At 69.7% G+C, this 13957-nt stretch carries 14 protein-coding genes and 1 pseudogene; 11 read left to right on the top strand and 4 right to left on the bottom strand.

From position 1 onward, the window contains the following. The first annotated feature begins 183 nt into the window (after window positions 1-183). Window positions 184-1182 (top strand): annotated as a pseudogene (locus NAM01S_RS10185) (zinc-binding alcohol dehydrogenase family protein). 28 nt (window positions 1183-1210) lie between these two features. Here NAM01S_RS10185 and NAM01S_RS10190 read toward each other — a convergent pair. Continuing rightward, the gene (locus NAM01S_RS10190; protein WP_067783024.1) at window positions 1211-1753 is read right to left on the bottom strand and encodes a helix-turn-helix domain-containing protein; all 543 of its coding nucleotides are present in this window, start codon (window positions 1751-1753) and stop codon (window positions 1211-1213) included. Between the two features lie 101 nt (window positions 1754-1854). Here NAM01S_RS10190 and NAM01S_RS10195 point away from each other — a divergent pair, with 101 nt between their 5' ends. The 3 genes from NAM01S_RS10195 to NAM01S_RS10205 all read left to right on the top strand — a co-directional run bounded on the left by NAM01S_RS10195 (window position 1855) and on the right by NAM01S_RS10205 (window position 4686). Continuing rightward, window positions 1855-2655 (top strand): aldolase, encoded by an 801-nt coding sequence (locus tag NAM01S_RS10195; RefSeq protein WP_067782965.1) that lies wholly within the window; start codon window positions 1855-1857, stop codon window positions 2653-2655. Next, window positions 2652-3536 carry a dihydrodipicolinate synthase family protein gene (locus NAM01S_RS10200; protein ID WP_067782968.1) on the top strand — a complete coding sequence of 295 codons (885 nt, stop codon included), beginning with the start codon at window positions 2652-2654 and terminating at the stop codon, window positions 3534-3536. The genes NAM01S_RS10195 and NAM01S_RS10200 overlap by 4 nt, the downstream gene beginning before the upstream one ends. 136 nt (window positions 3537-3672) lie before the next feature. Beyond that, entirely contained in the window at window positions 3673-4686 is a 1014-nt protein-coding gene (locus tag NAM01S_RS10205) for an Acg family FMN-binding oxidoreductase (RefSeq protein WP_067782971.1), read from the top strand. A 6-nt stretch (window positions 4687-4692) separates the two neighbouring features. Here the strand turns inward: NAM01S_RS10205 and NAM01S_RS10210 are convergent, their stop codons facing one another. The 3 genes from NAM01S_RS10210 to NAM01S_RS10220 form a co-directional block, all read right to left on the bottom strand. Next, window positions 4693-5172 (bottom strand): nitroreductase/quinone reductase family protein, encoded by a 480-nt coding sequence (locus NAM01S_RS10210; protein WP_067782975.1) that lies wholly within the window; start codon window positions 5170-5172, stop codon window positions 4693-4695. Then, entirely contained in the window at window positions 5169-5771 is a 603-nt protein-coding gene (locus tag NAM01S_RS10215; RefSeq protein WP_253798815.1) for a PadR family transcriptional regulator, read from the bottom strand. Before NAM01S_RS10215 ends, NAM01S_RS10210 begins: the two co-directional genes overlap by 4 nt. Window positions 5772-5876: 105 nt before the next feature. Beyond that, complete coding sequence (locus NAM01S_RS10220) at window positions 5877-7100, bottom strand: lipase family protein (RefSeq protein WP_067782981.1); 1224 nt, start codon at window positions 7098-7100, stop codon at window positions 5877-5879. Between the two features lie 164 nt (window positions 7101-7264). Here NAM01S_RS10220 and NAM01S_RS10225 point away from each other — a divergent pair, with 164 nt between their 5' ends. From NAM01S_RS10225 to pcaC, 7 genes are read left to right on the top strand one after another with little or no spacing between them, the layout of a single operon-like run. Beyond that, complete coding sequence (locus tag NAM01S_RS10225) at window positions 7265-8440, top strand: 4-hydroxybenzoate 3-monooxygenase (RefSeq protein ID WP_067782984.1); 1176 nt, start codon at window positions 7265-7267, stop codon at window positions 8438-8440. After that, window positions 8433-9248 carry a CoA transferase subunit A gene (locus NAM01S_RS10230; RefSeq protein ID WP_067782987.1) on the top strand — a complete coding sequence of 272 codons (816 nt, stop codon included), beginning with the start codon at window positions 8433-8435 and terminating at the stop codon, window positions 9246-9248. Before NAM01S_RS10225 ends, NAM01S_RS10230 begins: the two co-directional genes overlap by 8 nt. Beyond that, window positions 9245-9997, top strand: a complete 753-nt coding sequence (locus NAM01S_RS10235; protein WP_067782991.1) for a CoA-transferase subunit beta — start codon at window positions 9245-9247, stop codon at window positions 9995-9997. The genes NAM01S_RS10230 and NAM01S_RS10235 overlap by 4 nt, the downstream gene beginning before the upstream one ends. After that, on the top strand, window positions 9997-10725 hold the full coding sequence (gene pcaH, locus NAM01S_RS10240; RefSeq protein ID WP_067782993.1) for a protocatechuate 3,4-dioxygenase subunit beta: 729 nt from the start codon (window positions 9997-9999) through the stop codon (window positions 10723-10725). Before NAM01S_RS10235 ends, pcaH begins: the two co-directional genes overlap by 1 nt. Next, the gene (gene pcaG, locus NAM01S_RS10245; protein WP_067782997.1) at window positions 10718-11263 is read left to right on the top strand and encodes a protocatechuate 3,4-dioxygenase subunit alpha; all 546 of its coding nucleotides are present in this window, start codon (window positions 10718-10720) and stop codon (window positions 11261-11263) included. Before pcaH ends, pcaG begins: the two co-directional genes overlap by 8 nt. Beyond that, window positions 11256-13454 carry a 3-oxoadipate enol-lactonase gene (gene pcaD / locus NAM01S_RS36465; RefSeq protein ID WP_067783000.1) on the top strand — a complete coding sequence of 733 codons (2199 nt, stop codon included), beginning with the start codon at window positions 11256-11258 and terminating at the stop codon, window positions 13452-13454. The genes pcaG and pcaD overlap by 8 nt, the downstream gene beginning before the upstream one ends. Then, window positions 13451-13834 carry a 4-carboxymuconolactone decarboxylase gene (pcaC, locus tag NAM01S_RS10255; protein WP_067783003.1) on the top strand — a complete coding sequence of 128 codons (384 nt, stop codon included), beginning with the start codon at window positions 13451-13453 and terminating at the stop codon, window positions 13832-13834. The genes pcaD and pcaC overlap by 4 nt, the downstream gene beginning before the upstream one ends. Window positions 13835-13957: the final 123 nt, after the last annotated feature.

Below are 13957 nucleotides of genomic sequence, written 5' to 3' on the forward strand. Positions count from 1 at the left end.
GGCGGTCGGTTCGCAAGATCCCACGTGCTGCCCTATCCGTGCCCGAGTGTGCTTCGATCGTTCCATGGCACCAGGCCCGCCGAGCTAGTCGTTAGGGCCGAAGGTCGCAGGCCGAGAGGACCAAGGGTTTCGGGGCACAACCGGGAGGAGCGGACGGAGCCTGTCATGGGAGCACGGAACTCGATGCGGGCGTGGCGGGTGAGCACGCCGGGCGCACTGGATGGTCATCCGCTGGAAATGGCGCATGAGCCCATCCCCGAACCGGGTCCGGACGAGCTGCTGGTGCGGGTGCTGGCCTGCGGCGTGTGCCGCACCGATCTGCACGTGGTCGAAGGTGACCTGGCCGTCCATCGTGCCGGTGTGGTCCCCGGGCACGAAATCGTCGCCGAAGTGCGCACGGTTCCGGCGGGCCGCGACGATTTCGCGATCGGTGACCGAGTCGGCATCCCCTGGCTGCGCCACACCTGCGGGGTGTGCCGATACTGCCGTCGCGGCGCGGAGAACCTGTGCCCGGATTAGCGCTACACCGGATGGGACGCCGACGGCGGATACGCCGAATATGCCACGGTACCAGCGGATTTCGCGCTGCTCCTACCGGCGGGCTACACCGACGAGCAGGTCGCGCCGCTGCTGTGCGCGGGCATCATCGGGTACCACGCGTTACTGCGCGCGGCACTGCCCGCGGGCGGAGTGCTCGGCCTCTACGGGTTCGGCGGAAGCGCGCATCTCACCGCGCAGGTCGCGATCGCCCAGGGCGCGCGAGTGCACGTGATGACCCGCGGCGCGGCGGCGCGGGAGCTCGCCGAAGCGCTCGGCGCGGCCTCGGTGCAGGGCGCGACCGACGCCCCGCCCGAACCCCTGGACTCGGCGATTCTGTTCGCTCCCGCCGGCGAACTGGTCCCCGTCGCGCTGGAAGCACTCGACGCGGGCGGCACCCTCGCGCTGGCCGGAATTCACCTCAGCGACATCCCGCCGCTGAACTACCAGCGCCACCTGTTCCGGGAACGCCAACTGCGCAGCGTCACCTCCAACACGCGGACCCACGCGCGCGAATTCCTCACCTTCGCCGAACACCACCGGCTGCACGTCTCCACCCACCGCTACGCACTGGACCGCGCCGACCACGCGCTGAACGACCTGGCCAACGGCCGATTCGACGGGGCGGCGGTCCTTATTCCATAAGCCTGTTTCGGCAACGGGGGCCTGCGTCTCAGTCGGTGTCCACATCTCGGTCGCCGACCACGACGATGAGCTCGGCGCGTTCGGCGGAGATCGACCTGATCCGGTGCGGGGTGGTCGCGGCGAAGTAGAGGCTGTCGCCCGCGTGCAGCACGATCTGTTCGCCGGGGACCGAGATCTCGACGCTGCCGCTGTGCACGAACACGAATTCGTCGCCGGAGTGTTCCAGATACTTCGTGTCCTGCTCGGTGGTGGGACGAACCACGAACGGCTGCATGGTCTTCCGGCCGACACGGGTGGCGACCGCGAGGTAGTGCGCGGTCGTGGTCGCGGGCTCGCCGGTGCGGTCGGCGGCGCGATCCACCTGCATCAGCGTGGGATCGGGATCGTCCGAGAAGAGTTGCCCCACATCGGTGTTCAGCGCGCGAGCGATCTTCAACGCCACGGCGATGGACGGGGTGCTCAGTCCGCGTTCGACTTTGGACAGGTAGCTCTTGGTCAGCCCGGTCCGCTCCGCTAGCGCGTCCAGCGTCAGGTCGGCGCGTTTGCGGTGCGCCCTCAGGTACGCGGCCACCGGTCTCCTCTCGCTGGTGACGGTCACGACAGGACACAAGACTAGCGGAATGACACAAAGTGTCCTATCGTCAACGAGTGTCTTCGAAAAGGAGGTAGTCGATGGCCACCACCATGAACCTCGGAAAGTCCGAGCTGATGACCATGGCGACCAGGTCAATGCAGACCGAACTGTCACCCTGCGACTGGAACGACCGCCAGAAACTCGCCCTCACCTGCCGTGCGCTCTACGACGCCGGCCACGATTCCGGTCTGGCCGGGCAGATCTCGGCGCGCGGTACGGAACCGGGCACCTTCCTCACCCAGCGGCTCGGCCTCGGTTTCGACGAGATCACCGAGGCCAACCTGCTGCTGGTCGATGAGGATCTGACCGTGCTGGAAGGCGCGGGAATGGCCAACCCGGCCAACCGTTTCCACAGCTGGATCTATCGCGCTCGCCCGGATGTCAACTGCATCGTGCACACGCACCCGCTGCACTGCGCGGCGCTGTCCATGCTCGAAGTGCCGCTTCAGGTGTCGCAGATGGACATCGCCCCGCTCTACGACGACTGCGCCTTCCTGCCGGACTGGCCGGGCGTTCCGGTGGGCAACGAGGAGGGCGAGATCATCTCCGCCGCCCTCGGTGACAAGCGGGCGATCCTGCTCGCTCACCACGGACAGCTCGTCGTCGGTGCGACGATCGAGGAAGCCTGCTCGCTGGCGCACCTCATCGAACGCGCGGCACGGCTGCAACTGCTCGCGATGGCCGCCGGCGAGATCAAGCCGCTGCCGCCGCGCCTGGCCAAGGAGGCGCACGACTGGACGCTGACACCGCGGCGCAGCCAGGCCAACTTCGCCTACTACGCGCGCAAAGCGCTGCGCAACCACCCGGACGCCATCGAAACATCAGGAGCCACCGAATGACTCGCGCCATCGAAGGCATCGTCGCCTACCCCGTCACGCCGTTCGACGCGGCCGGACGGGTCGACACGTCCGCGCTCGCGCGGTTGCTCGACCGGATGATCGACGCCGGCGTGGACGCGATCGCGCCGTTGGGCAGCACCGGCGAAAGCGCGTACCTCGACGAGCGCGAATGGCAGCAGGTCGCCGCCGCCTGCGTCGAACACACGGCGGGACGGGTACCGACGGTGGTCGGCGTCTCGGATCTGACCACCGCGGCCACCGCGCGCCGCGCGCGGTTCGCCGAGCGCAGCGGCGCCACCGCGGTGATGGTGCTGCCGATCTCGTACTGGTCGCTGACGCGGGCCGAGCTGCGCGCGCATTTCACCGCCGTGGCGGAGTCGACCTCGCTGCCGGTGATGGTCTACAACAACCCGGCGACCACCGGCATCGACATGCCGCCGGAGTTCCTGGTCGACCTCGTCCACGAGGTCGAGAACATCACCATGATCAAGGAATCCAGCGGCGACATCGGGCGCATGCACCGGATCGTCGAACTGGGCGGCGGACGCGTGCCGTTCTTCAACGGAAGCAATCCGTTGGCGCTGCGTGCCTTCGCCGCAGGGGCGGCCGGATGGTGCACCGCCGCACCGTGTCTGGTGCCCGAACGGGTCGTGGAGTTCTGGCGCCTGCTGCGGGCGGGGGAGACCGACAGCGCCACAGCGCTTTTCGACAAGCTCGAGCCGCTGCTGGCCGCGCTCGTCAGCCGAGGACTGCCGACCACGGTGAAGTCCGCGCTCCGTTCGACCGGCTTGGACGCCGGTGACCCGCGCAGGCCGCTGCTGCCGTTGGAGTCCGAGCCCGCGCGCGAGCTCGACGCGCTCGTCGCCGCCGTCAACGCCTGACACGAGGGCCCGGCCACAGTTCGGCCGGGCCCTCCGACGTGCGTTCCGGGCGCACGCCGCGAATGTGACCATCGGCCCTCGAAGAGCGGCACAATTCCCGTCTCGGCGACACCCGCGACGCGGCGACACTGGAGTCATGACCGACAGCACCGCGACTCCCGCATCCTCCGTGCCGGATATGCCCACCCTGCTGGCGGCGCTGCGACTGGCCGTCCGCGCTCCCTCGGTGCACAACACCCAGCCGTGGCGCTGGGAGTTCGACGGCACCCGGCTGCACCTGTTCCGCGACGACGATCGCCTGTTGACCGCCGCCGACCCGCAGGGACGCCAGCTGGTCATCAGCTGCGGCGCCGTCCTGCACCACCTGCGCACCGCGCTGGCCGCGCGCGGCTGGCACACCGACACCCAGCGCGTGCCGGTGCCGACCCGCCCTGACCTGCTGGCCACGATCGCCTTCCGGCCCTGGCCCGACCCGCCGCCGGGGGTCCTCACCCGCGCCGCGGCCATCGAGCGACGCCGCACCGACCGGCTGCCGATGACCCCGCCACCGGGCTTCGGGGACCTGGTGCACACCGCCAGGATGTTGCTCAGCCCGCACGAGGTCGAGCTCGACGTCCTCGACGACAGCGCCCGCCCGCTACTGGCCGCCGCCTCCGAGCACGCCGGGGCCAACCGCCGCTACGACATGGACTACCAAACCGAATTGCATTGGTGGGCCGGGCATTCCGGAACGCAGGAAGGGGTGCCCGCCGACGCGCTCACCTCCGACGCCGAAGCCTCCCACGTGCCGATCGCCCGCAAGTTCCCCTCCGCATCCCATTCCGAGCGGCGCGGTGACCTCGACGACCAAGCCGCTCTGCTGGTGCTCAGTTCCCCCGGGCACACTCCCGAGGACTGGCTGCACGTCGGCGAGGCCCTGTCGGCGCTGCTGCTGGAATGCACCTCGGCCGGCTTGGCGAGCTGCGCGCTGACTCACATCACCGAACTCGCCTCGGCGCGGGAATCGATCCAGTCGGTGCTCTCCAGCGGAGGCGTACCGCAGGTCGTCATCAGGGTCGGCGGTGCCCCCGCCGACACCACCGAACCCGCGCCGACGCCGCGTCGGCCGATCGAGGAGATCCTCACGCTCCGCGGCACCGCCGCGACTTGACGGTTGTCACCGCTTGGAGTCGGCGGGCGCCTCAGCGGCGCGCGTCGGTTCGACTCGGAACACCGGGCAGCGCGGCGCGGCCGCGGCGAACGCCTCCGGATCGGCGGACTCGACGGCGCCGGCGTTCAGCATGAACCGCACCCCGTGCGGCACCTTCCTCGGGAACTCGCGCAACACCGCGGCGCGTTCGGAGACCGGCAGCTCGATCAACGAAACCCGCTGTCTCCGTCGCCCTTTGGCGAGCATGCCCCAGCCGGCGGCGCGCGCGTTGCGCACCCAGTCCGCGTCGTCGAATCCCCCGACCACGTACGTCACGCCGTCGACGGTCAGCGGCGAGACCGGGGTGGTGCGCAATGTTCCGGTCTTTCGGCCGGGAACCGAGAGCACTCGCATGGTGCCCAGGGCCAAGCCGACGCCTTGCAGGGCGACCACCACCCGATTGAACGGTTTCAGGCGCCGCCGCATGCGATCGTTCGCGCTTGTCATGACTTCTCCTCGTCGCTCTCGGTGAATTCGTCGTCCGGCCAAGGCATTCCGTCGTCGATATCGCGAGCGACGCCGTCCAGCCAGGCGATCTCCGCGGCACGCAGATGCTGGACGTACTCGGCCTCCAGCAGCACCGCGCGCGGCAGTCCGGTCGAGTGCTCGTCGAGCATGCGGGCGGTGTCGGCGTAATCCTCGCGCAGTCGTTCGGCGCGTCGGCGCAGCAACCGCGCCGCGGTGTGCGGTGTGAGCGCGGGCAGGTGGGCCAGCGCGGCGACGAAGCGCGGGTATTCGTTCACCGGCTCGGTGAGGAACCGCTCAAGCAGTTCGTCCAACATCTGCCGTCCGGGCTCGGTGATCTCGTACACCGTCCGCTCCGGTCGGGATCCCTCGCGCGCCGTCCCGGCCTGCCGCACCAGCCCCGCCCGTTCGAGCCTGCCGATCGCGTCGTAGAGCGAGCCGCCGCGCATCTTCACCACGTCCTCGACGTGCCGCTCGCGAATCGCGACCTTCATCTCGTACGGATGTCGCGGCCGCTCGGCCAGCATGGTCAGCACGACCATCGTCAGCGGCGTTTGCAGCGCGCGCAGTTCTCGAGCCACCGGCATCCCTTAGTCGAGTTCGTCTAGTCGAGTTCGACTATAAGCGAAGCGGTCGCCAGTACGCCAGCCCGAATGCCGCCACGCCGGGTTGTCGCCGCGCCGACCTCAGGCGGGGCAGTTGCTCGGCGCCTGCTTGCCCGCGAAGCGGTCGGCTGCCCACGCGGGGAACCCCTCGGCGCCGCGAGCGACGACGCTTTCGTGGTCTAGGCCGGGGTATTCGTTGTATTCGACCGCCGAACCGGCCGCGCACAGCGCGGCGCGCTCACGGGTGGTGAGCTCGACGGGAGTGGTGATGTCCTCGGCGCCCTGGTAGATCGTGAACGGCATGGTGCCTGCGGGACGGAAGTCGTCGGCCTCGGCCATCGCGTTCGACCAGGGAGCGCCCGGCGCCATCGCCTCGGGCTTGTAGTAGTCGCGCAGCGGCTGGGCGGCGGTCCACATGTCGTAGCAGCCGTCGGCGAGTACCGGCAGCATCTCCATCGCATTGGGCTGGAGGAAGTCGGCGTAGCGCAGGTCCGGGTTGGCGGCCTTGATGCCGGGCAGCGTCGCGATGACATAGCCCGCGTTCTCCGGGCCCTTCATCGAGTTCAGGGTCAGGTCGCGGATCCGGACCGCCGGGGCGATGAGGCCGGCGCCCATCCCTTCGAGTTCCGGCGCGTAGCCGCGGGCGATCGACTCGGCGTGCATGGTGGTACCGCCGCCCTGCGACCAGCCGTATTCGACGAATCGGTTCGAGGTGTTCAGCTCGGGCAACGTGCGGACGGCGCGCAGCATGTCCAAGGAGGCGCGCGCGTTCACCTCGCCGACCATGTAGTACGCGGGCCCGGGCAGGCCTTGGCCCGGGTAGTCGCTCATCGCGACCACGTTGCCCTGGGCGAGTAGTGCTTCGATGCCGGGCACCCTGGACTCCGCACCCGCGCCGAGGCTGCGGCGCGACGGGGCGCAGTTGTCGGGCAGTCCGGTGGTCTCGTGGTTCCACAGGACCAGGTCGCGCGGACCGTCGGAGCCGCCGACCGGCGCGTAGATCTCGCCGGAGACGTAGGCCTTGACGCCGGGGCTGATCTCGGAGACGTAGACGACATTCCAGCCCTGCGCGCCCGCCGGTGCGTCGGATCGTGGTTGCACCCAGTAGATCTGGCCCGGCTCGGCATCGGCGGGCGGCTGGTCGGCGATGTCCCAGAACGTGGTGCCCGCCGGGCCCGCCTCGGCCGTCAGCTGGACCGGTGCCGCGTCGTCGTTCGAGCTGCCGCATGCGGTGAGGGTGAGTGCGGCGGCGAGGGCGAGCGCGGTGCTCGCGATCCGAAGCGCGCCGCGTCGGTGGCCGGTCATCTGATGCTCCTCCTGGTGCGGGAATGGTGTGGGTCACAGCACATCATCGGTGCGCGGTGCGGCGGCGCCCGGTTTCCATTGAATGGAAGACCACATGGTGTCACGGCTGGTCACGGGGACATTCTTGGCCCACCTACCAGCCCAGATGAGGAGTTCGAACCATCATGCGAACCCGAGTCGCGATCATCGGATCCGGTCCGGCCGGGCTGCTGCTTGCGCAGCTGCTCGACCTGTCGGGCATCGATTCGGTGATCGTGGAACGACAGACCGCCGACCATGTGAGTTCCCGCATCCGCGCGGGAATCCTCGAGTCGGGCACCGTCGACGTGCTCAGGAAAGCGGGTGTGGGCGAACGCCTCTCGGCCGAGGCCATCGAGCACCGAGGAATCTATCTGCAGTGGCCGGGGGAGCGCAGGCATCTGGACTTCGTCGAGTCGGCCAATCGCGCCGTCTACGTCTACGGGCAGACCGAGGTCACCAAGGATCTGCTCGCCGCCCGTGAAAAGGCAGGTCAGCAGGCGTTCTACCAAGCCGATGACGTCGCGCTGCACGACCTGACGACCGACCGGCCCTATGTCACCTTCCGTGACGCCGACGGTGTCGCGCAGCGGATCGACGCGGACGTGGTCGTCGGCTGCGACGGCTACCACGGGCCGAGCAAGCGGGCCATGCCGGGGCGCCGCAGCTGGGAGCGCGCCTACCCGTTCGCGTGGCTCGGCGTGCTCGCCGAGGTCGCGCCGTCGACGGACGAGCTGATCTACGCCTGGCACGAGGACGGTTTCGCGTTGCACAGCATGCGTTCCGACACCGTCAGCCGGTTCTACCTGCAGGTCGACCCGGCCGAGCGGATCGAGGAGTGGTCCGACGACCGGATCTGGGAGCAGCTGGCGTCCCGGCTGCACCTCGACGGCTGGGACCTGAAAACCGGTCCGGTGCTGGAGAAGAGCGTGTTGCCGATGCGCAGCTTCGTCACCACGCCGATGCGGCACGGCAGGCTGTTCCTGGCCGGCGATGCCGCCCACATCGTGCCGCCGACCGGGGCGAAGGGGCTCAATCTCGCGGTCGCCGATGTCTCCGTGCTGGCCGACGCTCTCGTCGCACTGCTCGTCGACGGGTCGCCGGAACTCGCGGATGCCTACTCCGACACCGCATTACGCCGGGTCTGGCGCTGCACGCACTTCTCCTGGTGGATGACCAGCATGCTGCACCGCCACGGCGACGACTTCGACGCGCAATTACAGCTCGCGCAGCTGCGCCGGGTCGCGGACTCCGCCGCGGCGGCAAGGGAACTGGCCGAGAACTATGCCGGCCTGCCGATCGCGGGAGGCGTCCATGGCTGAGATCATGTCGCTGGCCGATGCCGTGCGCGCGCTGGTACACGACGGCGCCACCGTCGCGCTGGAAGGTTTCACCCATCTCATTCCGATGGCTGCGGGTCAGGAGATCATCCGGCAGGGCCGTCGCGATCTGACGCTGGTGCGGATGACCCCGGACCTGGTGTACGACCAGCTGATCGGGGCAGGCTGCGCGCGCAAGCTCGTCTTCTCGTGGGGCGGGAATCCGGGTGTCGGCTCGCTGCACCGGTTCCGGGAGGCGGTGCAGCAGCAGTGGCCGCGCGCGCTCGAGATCGAGGAGCACAGCCATGCGGGCATGGCGAACCGCTATGTGGCGGGTGCGTCCGGGCTGCCGTTCGCGGTGCTGCGCGGGTACGCGGGAACCGATCTCGCGCGGGTCACCCCGACCGTCGCGTTCATCGACTGCCCGTTCACCGGGGAGCGGCTTGCCGCGGTGCCCGCGCTGAACCCGGACGTCACGATCATCCACGCGCAACGGGCGGATCGGAACGGCAACGTGCAGCTATGGGGATTGCTCGGCGTGCAGAAGGAAGCGGTGCTCGCCGCGCGCGCCGCCCTGGTGACCGTCGAGGAACTGGTCGACGAGCTGACCCCGACGCCCGGTGCGATCGTGTTGCCGCACTGGGTCATCGGCGCGGTGGCCGTCGTGCCCGGCGGCGCGTGGCCTTCGTACGCGCAGGGCTACTACGAACGAGACAACGCCGCTTACGCCGAGTGGGACCCGATCGGACGCGACCGAGAAGCGTTCCAGCGGTGGCTGAAAGAACTGACCGATGCGGAGGCGACGGCATGACAACGCTCGAATACAGCGCGGACGAAATGATGTCGATCGCCGCGGCGCGCGCCCTCGGCGGTGGTCAGCGTGTCTTCGTCGGCATCGGTTTGCCTTCTACCGCAGCCAATCTGGCGCGGCGTATGCACGCACCCGATCTCGTCCTGATCTACGAATCCGGCGCGATCGGCGCGAAGCCGGACCGATTGCCCGCCTCCATCGGTGACGGGATTCTCGCCGACACCGCCGACGCGGTGGTCGGTGTGCCGGAGATGTTCAACTACTGGCTCCAGGCCGGGCGCATCGACATCGGCTTTCTCGGTGCGGCGCAACTGGATCGGTACGGCAATATCAACACGACGGTGATCGGGGCCTACGCCGATCCGGCCGTCCGCCTGCCCGGCGCGGGCGGCGCACCCGAGATCGCGGCCTCGTGCGGCGAGGTGTTCGTGGTGACCCGCCAGAGCAAGCGCAGTTTCGTCGACCGGGTCGACTTCGTCACGTCGGTCGGACACGGTCGCGGCCTCGGCGACCGGGCGAGACTCGGCCTTCGCGGTGCGGGCCCGACCACGGTGATCACCGATCTCGGTGTCCTGCGGCCTGATCCGGAGACCGGTGAGCTGATCCTGACCGCGTTGCACCCCGACGTGACTGTTGATCAGGTGGCCGCCGCGACCGGATGGGCACTTCGCGTGGCGGCGGAGTTGTCGGTCACCGCGCCGCCTACCGTGGCCGAGCTGTCGGCCCTGCGGACGCTGCGGGAGGCGTGATGAACCGATCGGATTCGCCGGACGGCATCGTCTACCGTCCCGACCCGCCGGGCACCCACCCGGTTCTGGACGAGAGGGCCTACCGCTCCACCGCGCTGCGGCATCCCACCCGGCCGCTCGTCGTGCTGCCGCATCTGCTCACCGAGGTGAGCGCCCCCATGTTCGGGGAGGATCGCCTCGGCCCGAACGACGCCGACCTCACCCGGCAGCACGCGGGTGAGGCGCTGGGGCAGCGCATCATCGTGACGGGCAGGCTGCTCGACGGCGACGGCAAACCGATTCCGCACTCGCTCGTCGAGATCTGGCAGGCCAATGCCGCGGGCCGCTACCGGCACACCGGTGATCGCTGGCCCGCCCCCCTCGATCCGAACTTCAGCGGCGCGGGGCGGACCCTCACCGACGACCAGGGCCGCTATTCGTTCACCACGATCAAGCCGGGCGCCTACCCGTGGCGCAACCACGACAACGCCTGGCGGCCCGCGCACATCCATTTCTCGGTGTTCGGCCGCGCGTTCACCCAGCGACTGGTGACCCAGATGTACTTCCCCGACGACCCGCTGTTCGCCCAGGATCCCATCTTCAACGCGGTACCGGAAGCGGCGAGAAACCGCCTGATATCCCGGTTCAGTCTCCAAGGGACACAGCCGGAATGGGCGATGAACTTCGAGTTCGACATCGTCCTGCGTGGGCGTGATGCCACCCCGTTCGAGGAGCCGCACGATGACTGAACACCTGCTCTCGACCCCGTCCCAAACGGTCGGGCCCTATCTACACATCGGATTGACCTGGCCCGACGGCGCATTCGCGGCGCCCGTGGGCACCGAGGACGCGGTGTGGATCCGCGGCGAGGTGTTCGACGGCGCGGGCGAGCCGATCACCGACGCGCTGGTGGAGACCTGGCAGGTCGACCACACCGCGCGCGCCGAGCCCGATCGAACTCGCTCGGCGCGTATGGGTTTCGGACGCAGTGACACTCGCGACGGCGGGTACGCCATCCATACCGTTGTCCCGCCGCGAGTTCCGGCTCGCGGCGCGGCGATGCAAGCGCCGCATCTGAACGTGTCGGTCTTCGCCCGCGGACTTCTGCACCGCGTGGTCACCCGGATCTACTTTCCGGAGTTCGGCGCCGCCAATGCCGCCGATCCCGTGCTGAATTCGATCGAACCGGCCCGCCGGGAGCGGTTGCTCGCGCGGCGGGCCGACGACGGGTATGTCTTCGACATCCACCTCCAAGGTGAGCTCGAGACGGTGTTCTTCGATGTCTGAGCTGTTCGGGCCGCTGCGTGCCGCGGGCCCGGTGGCCGCGGAGACGAGCGACGCCGCCTGGCTGACTGCCCTGCTCGACACCGAGGCGGCCCTGGCGGGGGCACTCGCCGACGCGGGCGTGATCGCAGCCGAGCACGCCGAGGCGATCGCCGACGCCTGCAAGCCGGAGCTCTACGACGCGTCCGAAATCGGCACGGCGGCAACAGGAGTCGGCAACCCAGCGGCGCCATTGGTGCGAGCGTTGACCGCGCGGGTCGCGGACCCGGCCGCGGCAGGGGTCGTCCATCTCGGCGCGACAAGCCAGGACATCATGGACACCGCGGCAATGCTGATCGCCGCGCGCTCCATCGACGCCTTGCTCGCGGATCTCGCCGCGTGTGCCGAGCAGCTGGCGCGGCTGACCGAACAGCATGCCGCGACCCCCGCTGTCGGCCGGAGCCTGCTCCAGCAGGCCCTGCCGATCACCTTCGGGCTCACCACCGCGGGATGGTTGTCGGCACTCGGCGCGGCGGCCGACCGCCTCACCCAGGTACGGGTGGAACAGCTCGCCGTCCAATTGGGCGGTGCGGTAGGCACTCTCGCGTCCCTCGGCGCGGACGGTCCGGCGACGTCGTCCGCCTTCGCGCGGCGTCTGAACCTCGCCGAACCCGAACTGCCGTGGCACACCGACCGCACCCGGATCACCGAAACCGCCGGTGCGCTCGGCACTCTCGCCGCCGCCGTGGCCAAGATCGGCCGCGACCTCACGCTGCTGTCGCAAACCGAGATCGGCGAAGTGTCCGAACACGCGCCCGGCCACGGTGGTTCCTCGACCATGCCGCACAAACGGAACCCGATCGCCGCGGTCTGCGCCGTGGCCGCCGCCGCGCAGGCGCCCGGTCTCGTCGCCACCCTGTTGGCCGCCGCTCCCGACCTGCAACGCGGCGCGGGGTCGTGGCATGCCGAATGGCAGCCCTTCACCGAACTGCTCCGAAGCACCGGATCGGCGGTGTGGTGGCTGCGGACCAGCCTGTCCCGCTTGCGGATACACCCGGCGCGGATGCGCCGCAATCTGGCCGCCACCGGCGGTGCGCTGCTGGCCGAACGGGTGAGTACCGCGCTGATTCCCCAGCTGGGCAGGCTGACAGCACACGAGGTGGTGGGGGAGTGCGTGGCCCGAGCCGACGGGAGGCTCACCTTCGCCGACGCGTTGCGGGCGCACCCGAGACTGGCCGGGTTGCTCGATCGCGGTGAGGTCGAGGCGCTTCTCGAACCGTCCACCTACCTCGGCAGTACGCCGATCTTCGTCGGCCGAGCGCTGGCCGAACACGCGGGTCGGCAGAGCGCCGGGAACACGAGCCTCGACACGGACCTTTCGCGTCTTGGCGCCGGCCGCGGACGTGCTGAGCCGGTCGTCGGCGCCCGACCGCGCACAACCGGGCCGGTCGAGCTGCGGAGCGAGAGCTACGGGGACGGATCGGGCGAGGCGGTGTTGCTCGTCAACGCGCTCGGTAGCGACCTGTCGATCTGGGACGACTACGTGCGGCCGTTGGCCGACAAGGGTTTTCGGGTAATCCGATGTGACACCAGGGGACACGGCGATTCGCCGGTCCCGCTCGGGCCGTACTCGCTCGGCGATCTCGGCGGTGACCTCGAAGCGGTTCTCGATCGGCACGCGGTGGAGTCGGCGCACGTCGTCGGGATCTCGCTCGGTGCGATGACCGGGCTGTGGCTTGCGCGGCACCGGCCCCGGCGGGTGCGGCGGCTGGTCGCCTGCTGCACCTCGGTGCGACCGGGGAATCCGCAGGGTTGGCGCACTCGGGCCGCGCAGGCGCGGGCCGAGGGGATGGCCGCCATCGCCACCGCCAGTGTGAGCCGGTGGTTCACGCCGGAGTTCGCCGCGGCGCACCCGGTGTTCGTCGCAGGGAAACGACTGCTCACCGCCGATACGCCCGCCGAAGGCTACGCCGCCTGCTGCGAGGCGATCGCCGAGATCGACCTGCTCGACGAACTGCCCGCGATCACGGCGCCGACGCTCGTGTTGTCGACAGCGCGGGACCCGGCGTTCCCGCCGGAGGACGGCAAGGCGATCGCCGAGCGCATCCCTGGCGCCCGGTTCCGGATCATCGACAATGCCGCGCACCTGGGCACCGTCGAACAACCCGGCCCGTTCCTGACCGCCATCGCCGACCATCTCCAGGAGTTCTCGTGACCAGTGATCCGAACACCGACGCCGCAACGGCCGTGCGACGGGCCGTCCTCGGGGACGCGCATGTCGACCGGGCGGAGGCCGGAACCACCGAATTCACCAGGCCGTTCCAGGAATACCTGACCGCGGCCGCGTGGGGCGGTGTGTGGACACGCGACGGTCTCGACCGCCGAACCCGCAGCGCGATAACGCTGTCGGTGCTCACCGCACTCGGCTGTCACGACGAACTCGCCATGCATGTGCGGGCCGCGTTGCGCAACGGCCTCAGTGAAGCCGAGATCGGCGAGGTGCTCCTGCACACCGCCCCCTACTCGGGAATTCCCAAGGCCAACAGTGCTTTCGCCATCGCCGACCGGGTGTTGCGCGAATCCGCCGCCGAATAGGGCAGGCACGCAGAAAGCCCGGCTCTCACGAGGAGCCGGGCTTTCGCGCGCTGCCGACCGGTGGACGACAAGGCCGGACCACCCGAGAGAACGGGTGATCCGACCGGACCGGGCTCAGCTGGA

The sequence above is a fragment of the Nocardia amikacinitolerans NBRC 108937 genome (assembly GCF_001612615.1).
Taxonomy (GTDB): Bacteria; Actinomycetota; Actinomycetes; order Mycobacteriales; family Mycobacteriaceae; genus Nocardia; species Nocardia amikacinitolerans.

Coding starts and splice junctions, on each gene's coding strand:
- NAM01S_RS10200 (WP_067782968.1), top strand. CDS start 2,652: ATGACTCGCGCCATCGAAGGCATCGTCGCCTACCCCGTCACGCCGTTC.
- pcaH (WP_067782993.1), top strand. CDS start 9,997: ATGAACCGATCGGATTCGCCGGACGGCATCGTCTACCGTCCCGACCCG.
- NAM01S_RS10210 (WP_067782975.1), bottom strand. CDS start 5,172: ATGACAAGCGCGAACGATCGCATGCGGCGGCGCCTGAAACCGTTCAAT.
- NAM01S_RS10205 (WP_067782971.1), top strand. CDS start 3,673: ATGACCGACAGCACCGCGACTCCCGCATCCTCCGTGCCGGATATGCCC.
- pcaG (WP_067782997.1), top strand. CDS start 10,718: ATGACTGAACACCTGCTCTCGACCCCGTCCCAAACGGTCGGGCCCTAT.
- NAM01S_RS10220 (WP_067782981.1), bottom strand. CDS start 7,100: ATGACCGGCCACCGACGCGGCGCGCTTCGGATCGCGAGCACCGCGCTC.
- NAM01S_RS10230 (WP_067782987.1), top strand. CDS start 8,433: ATGGCTGAGATCATGTCGCTGGCCGATGCCGTGCGCGCGCTGGTACAC.
- NAM01S_RS10195 (WP_067782965.1), top strand. CDS start 1,855: ATGGCCACCACCATGAACCTCGGAAAGTCCGAGCTGATGACCATGGCG.
- pcaD (WP_067783000.1), top strand. CDS start 11,256: ATGTCTGAGCTGTTCGGGCCGCTGCGTGCCGCGGGCCCGGTGGCCGCG.
- NAM01S_RS10225 (WP_067782984.1), top strand. CDS start 7,265: ATGCGAACCCGAGTCGCGATCATCGGATCCGGTCCGGCCGGGCTGCTG.
- NAM01S_RS10235 (WP_067782991.1), top strand. CDS start 9,245: ATGACAACGCTCGAATACAGCGCGGACGAAATGATGTCGATCGCCGCG.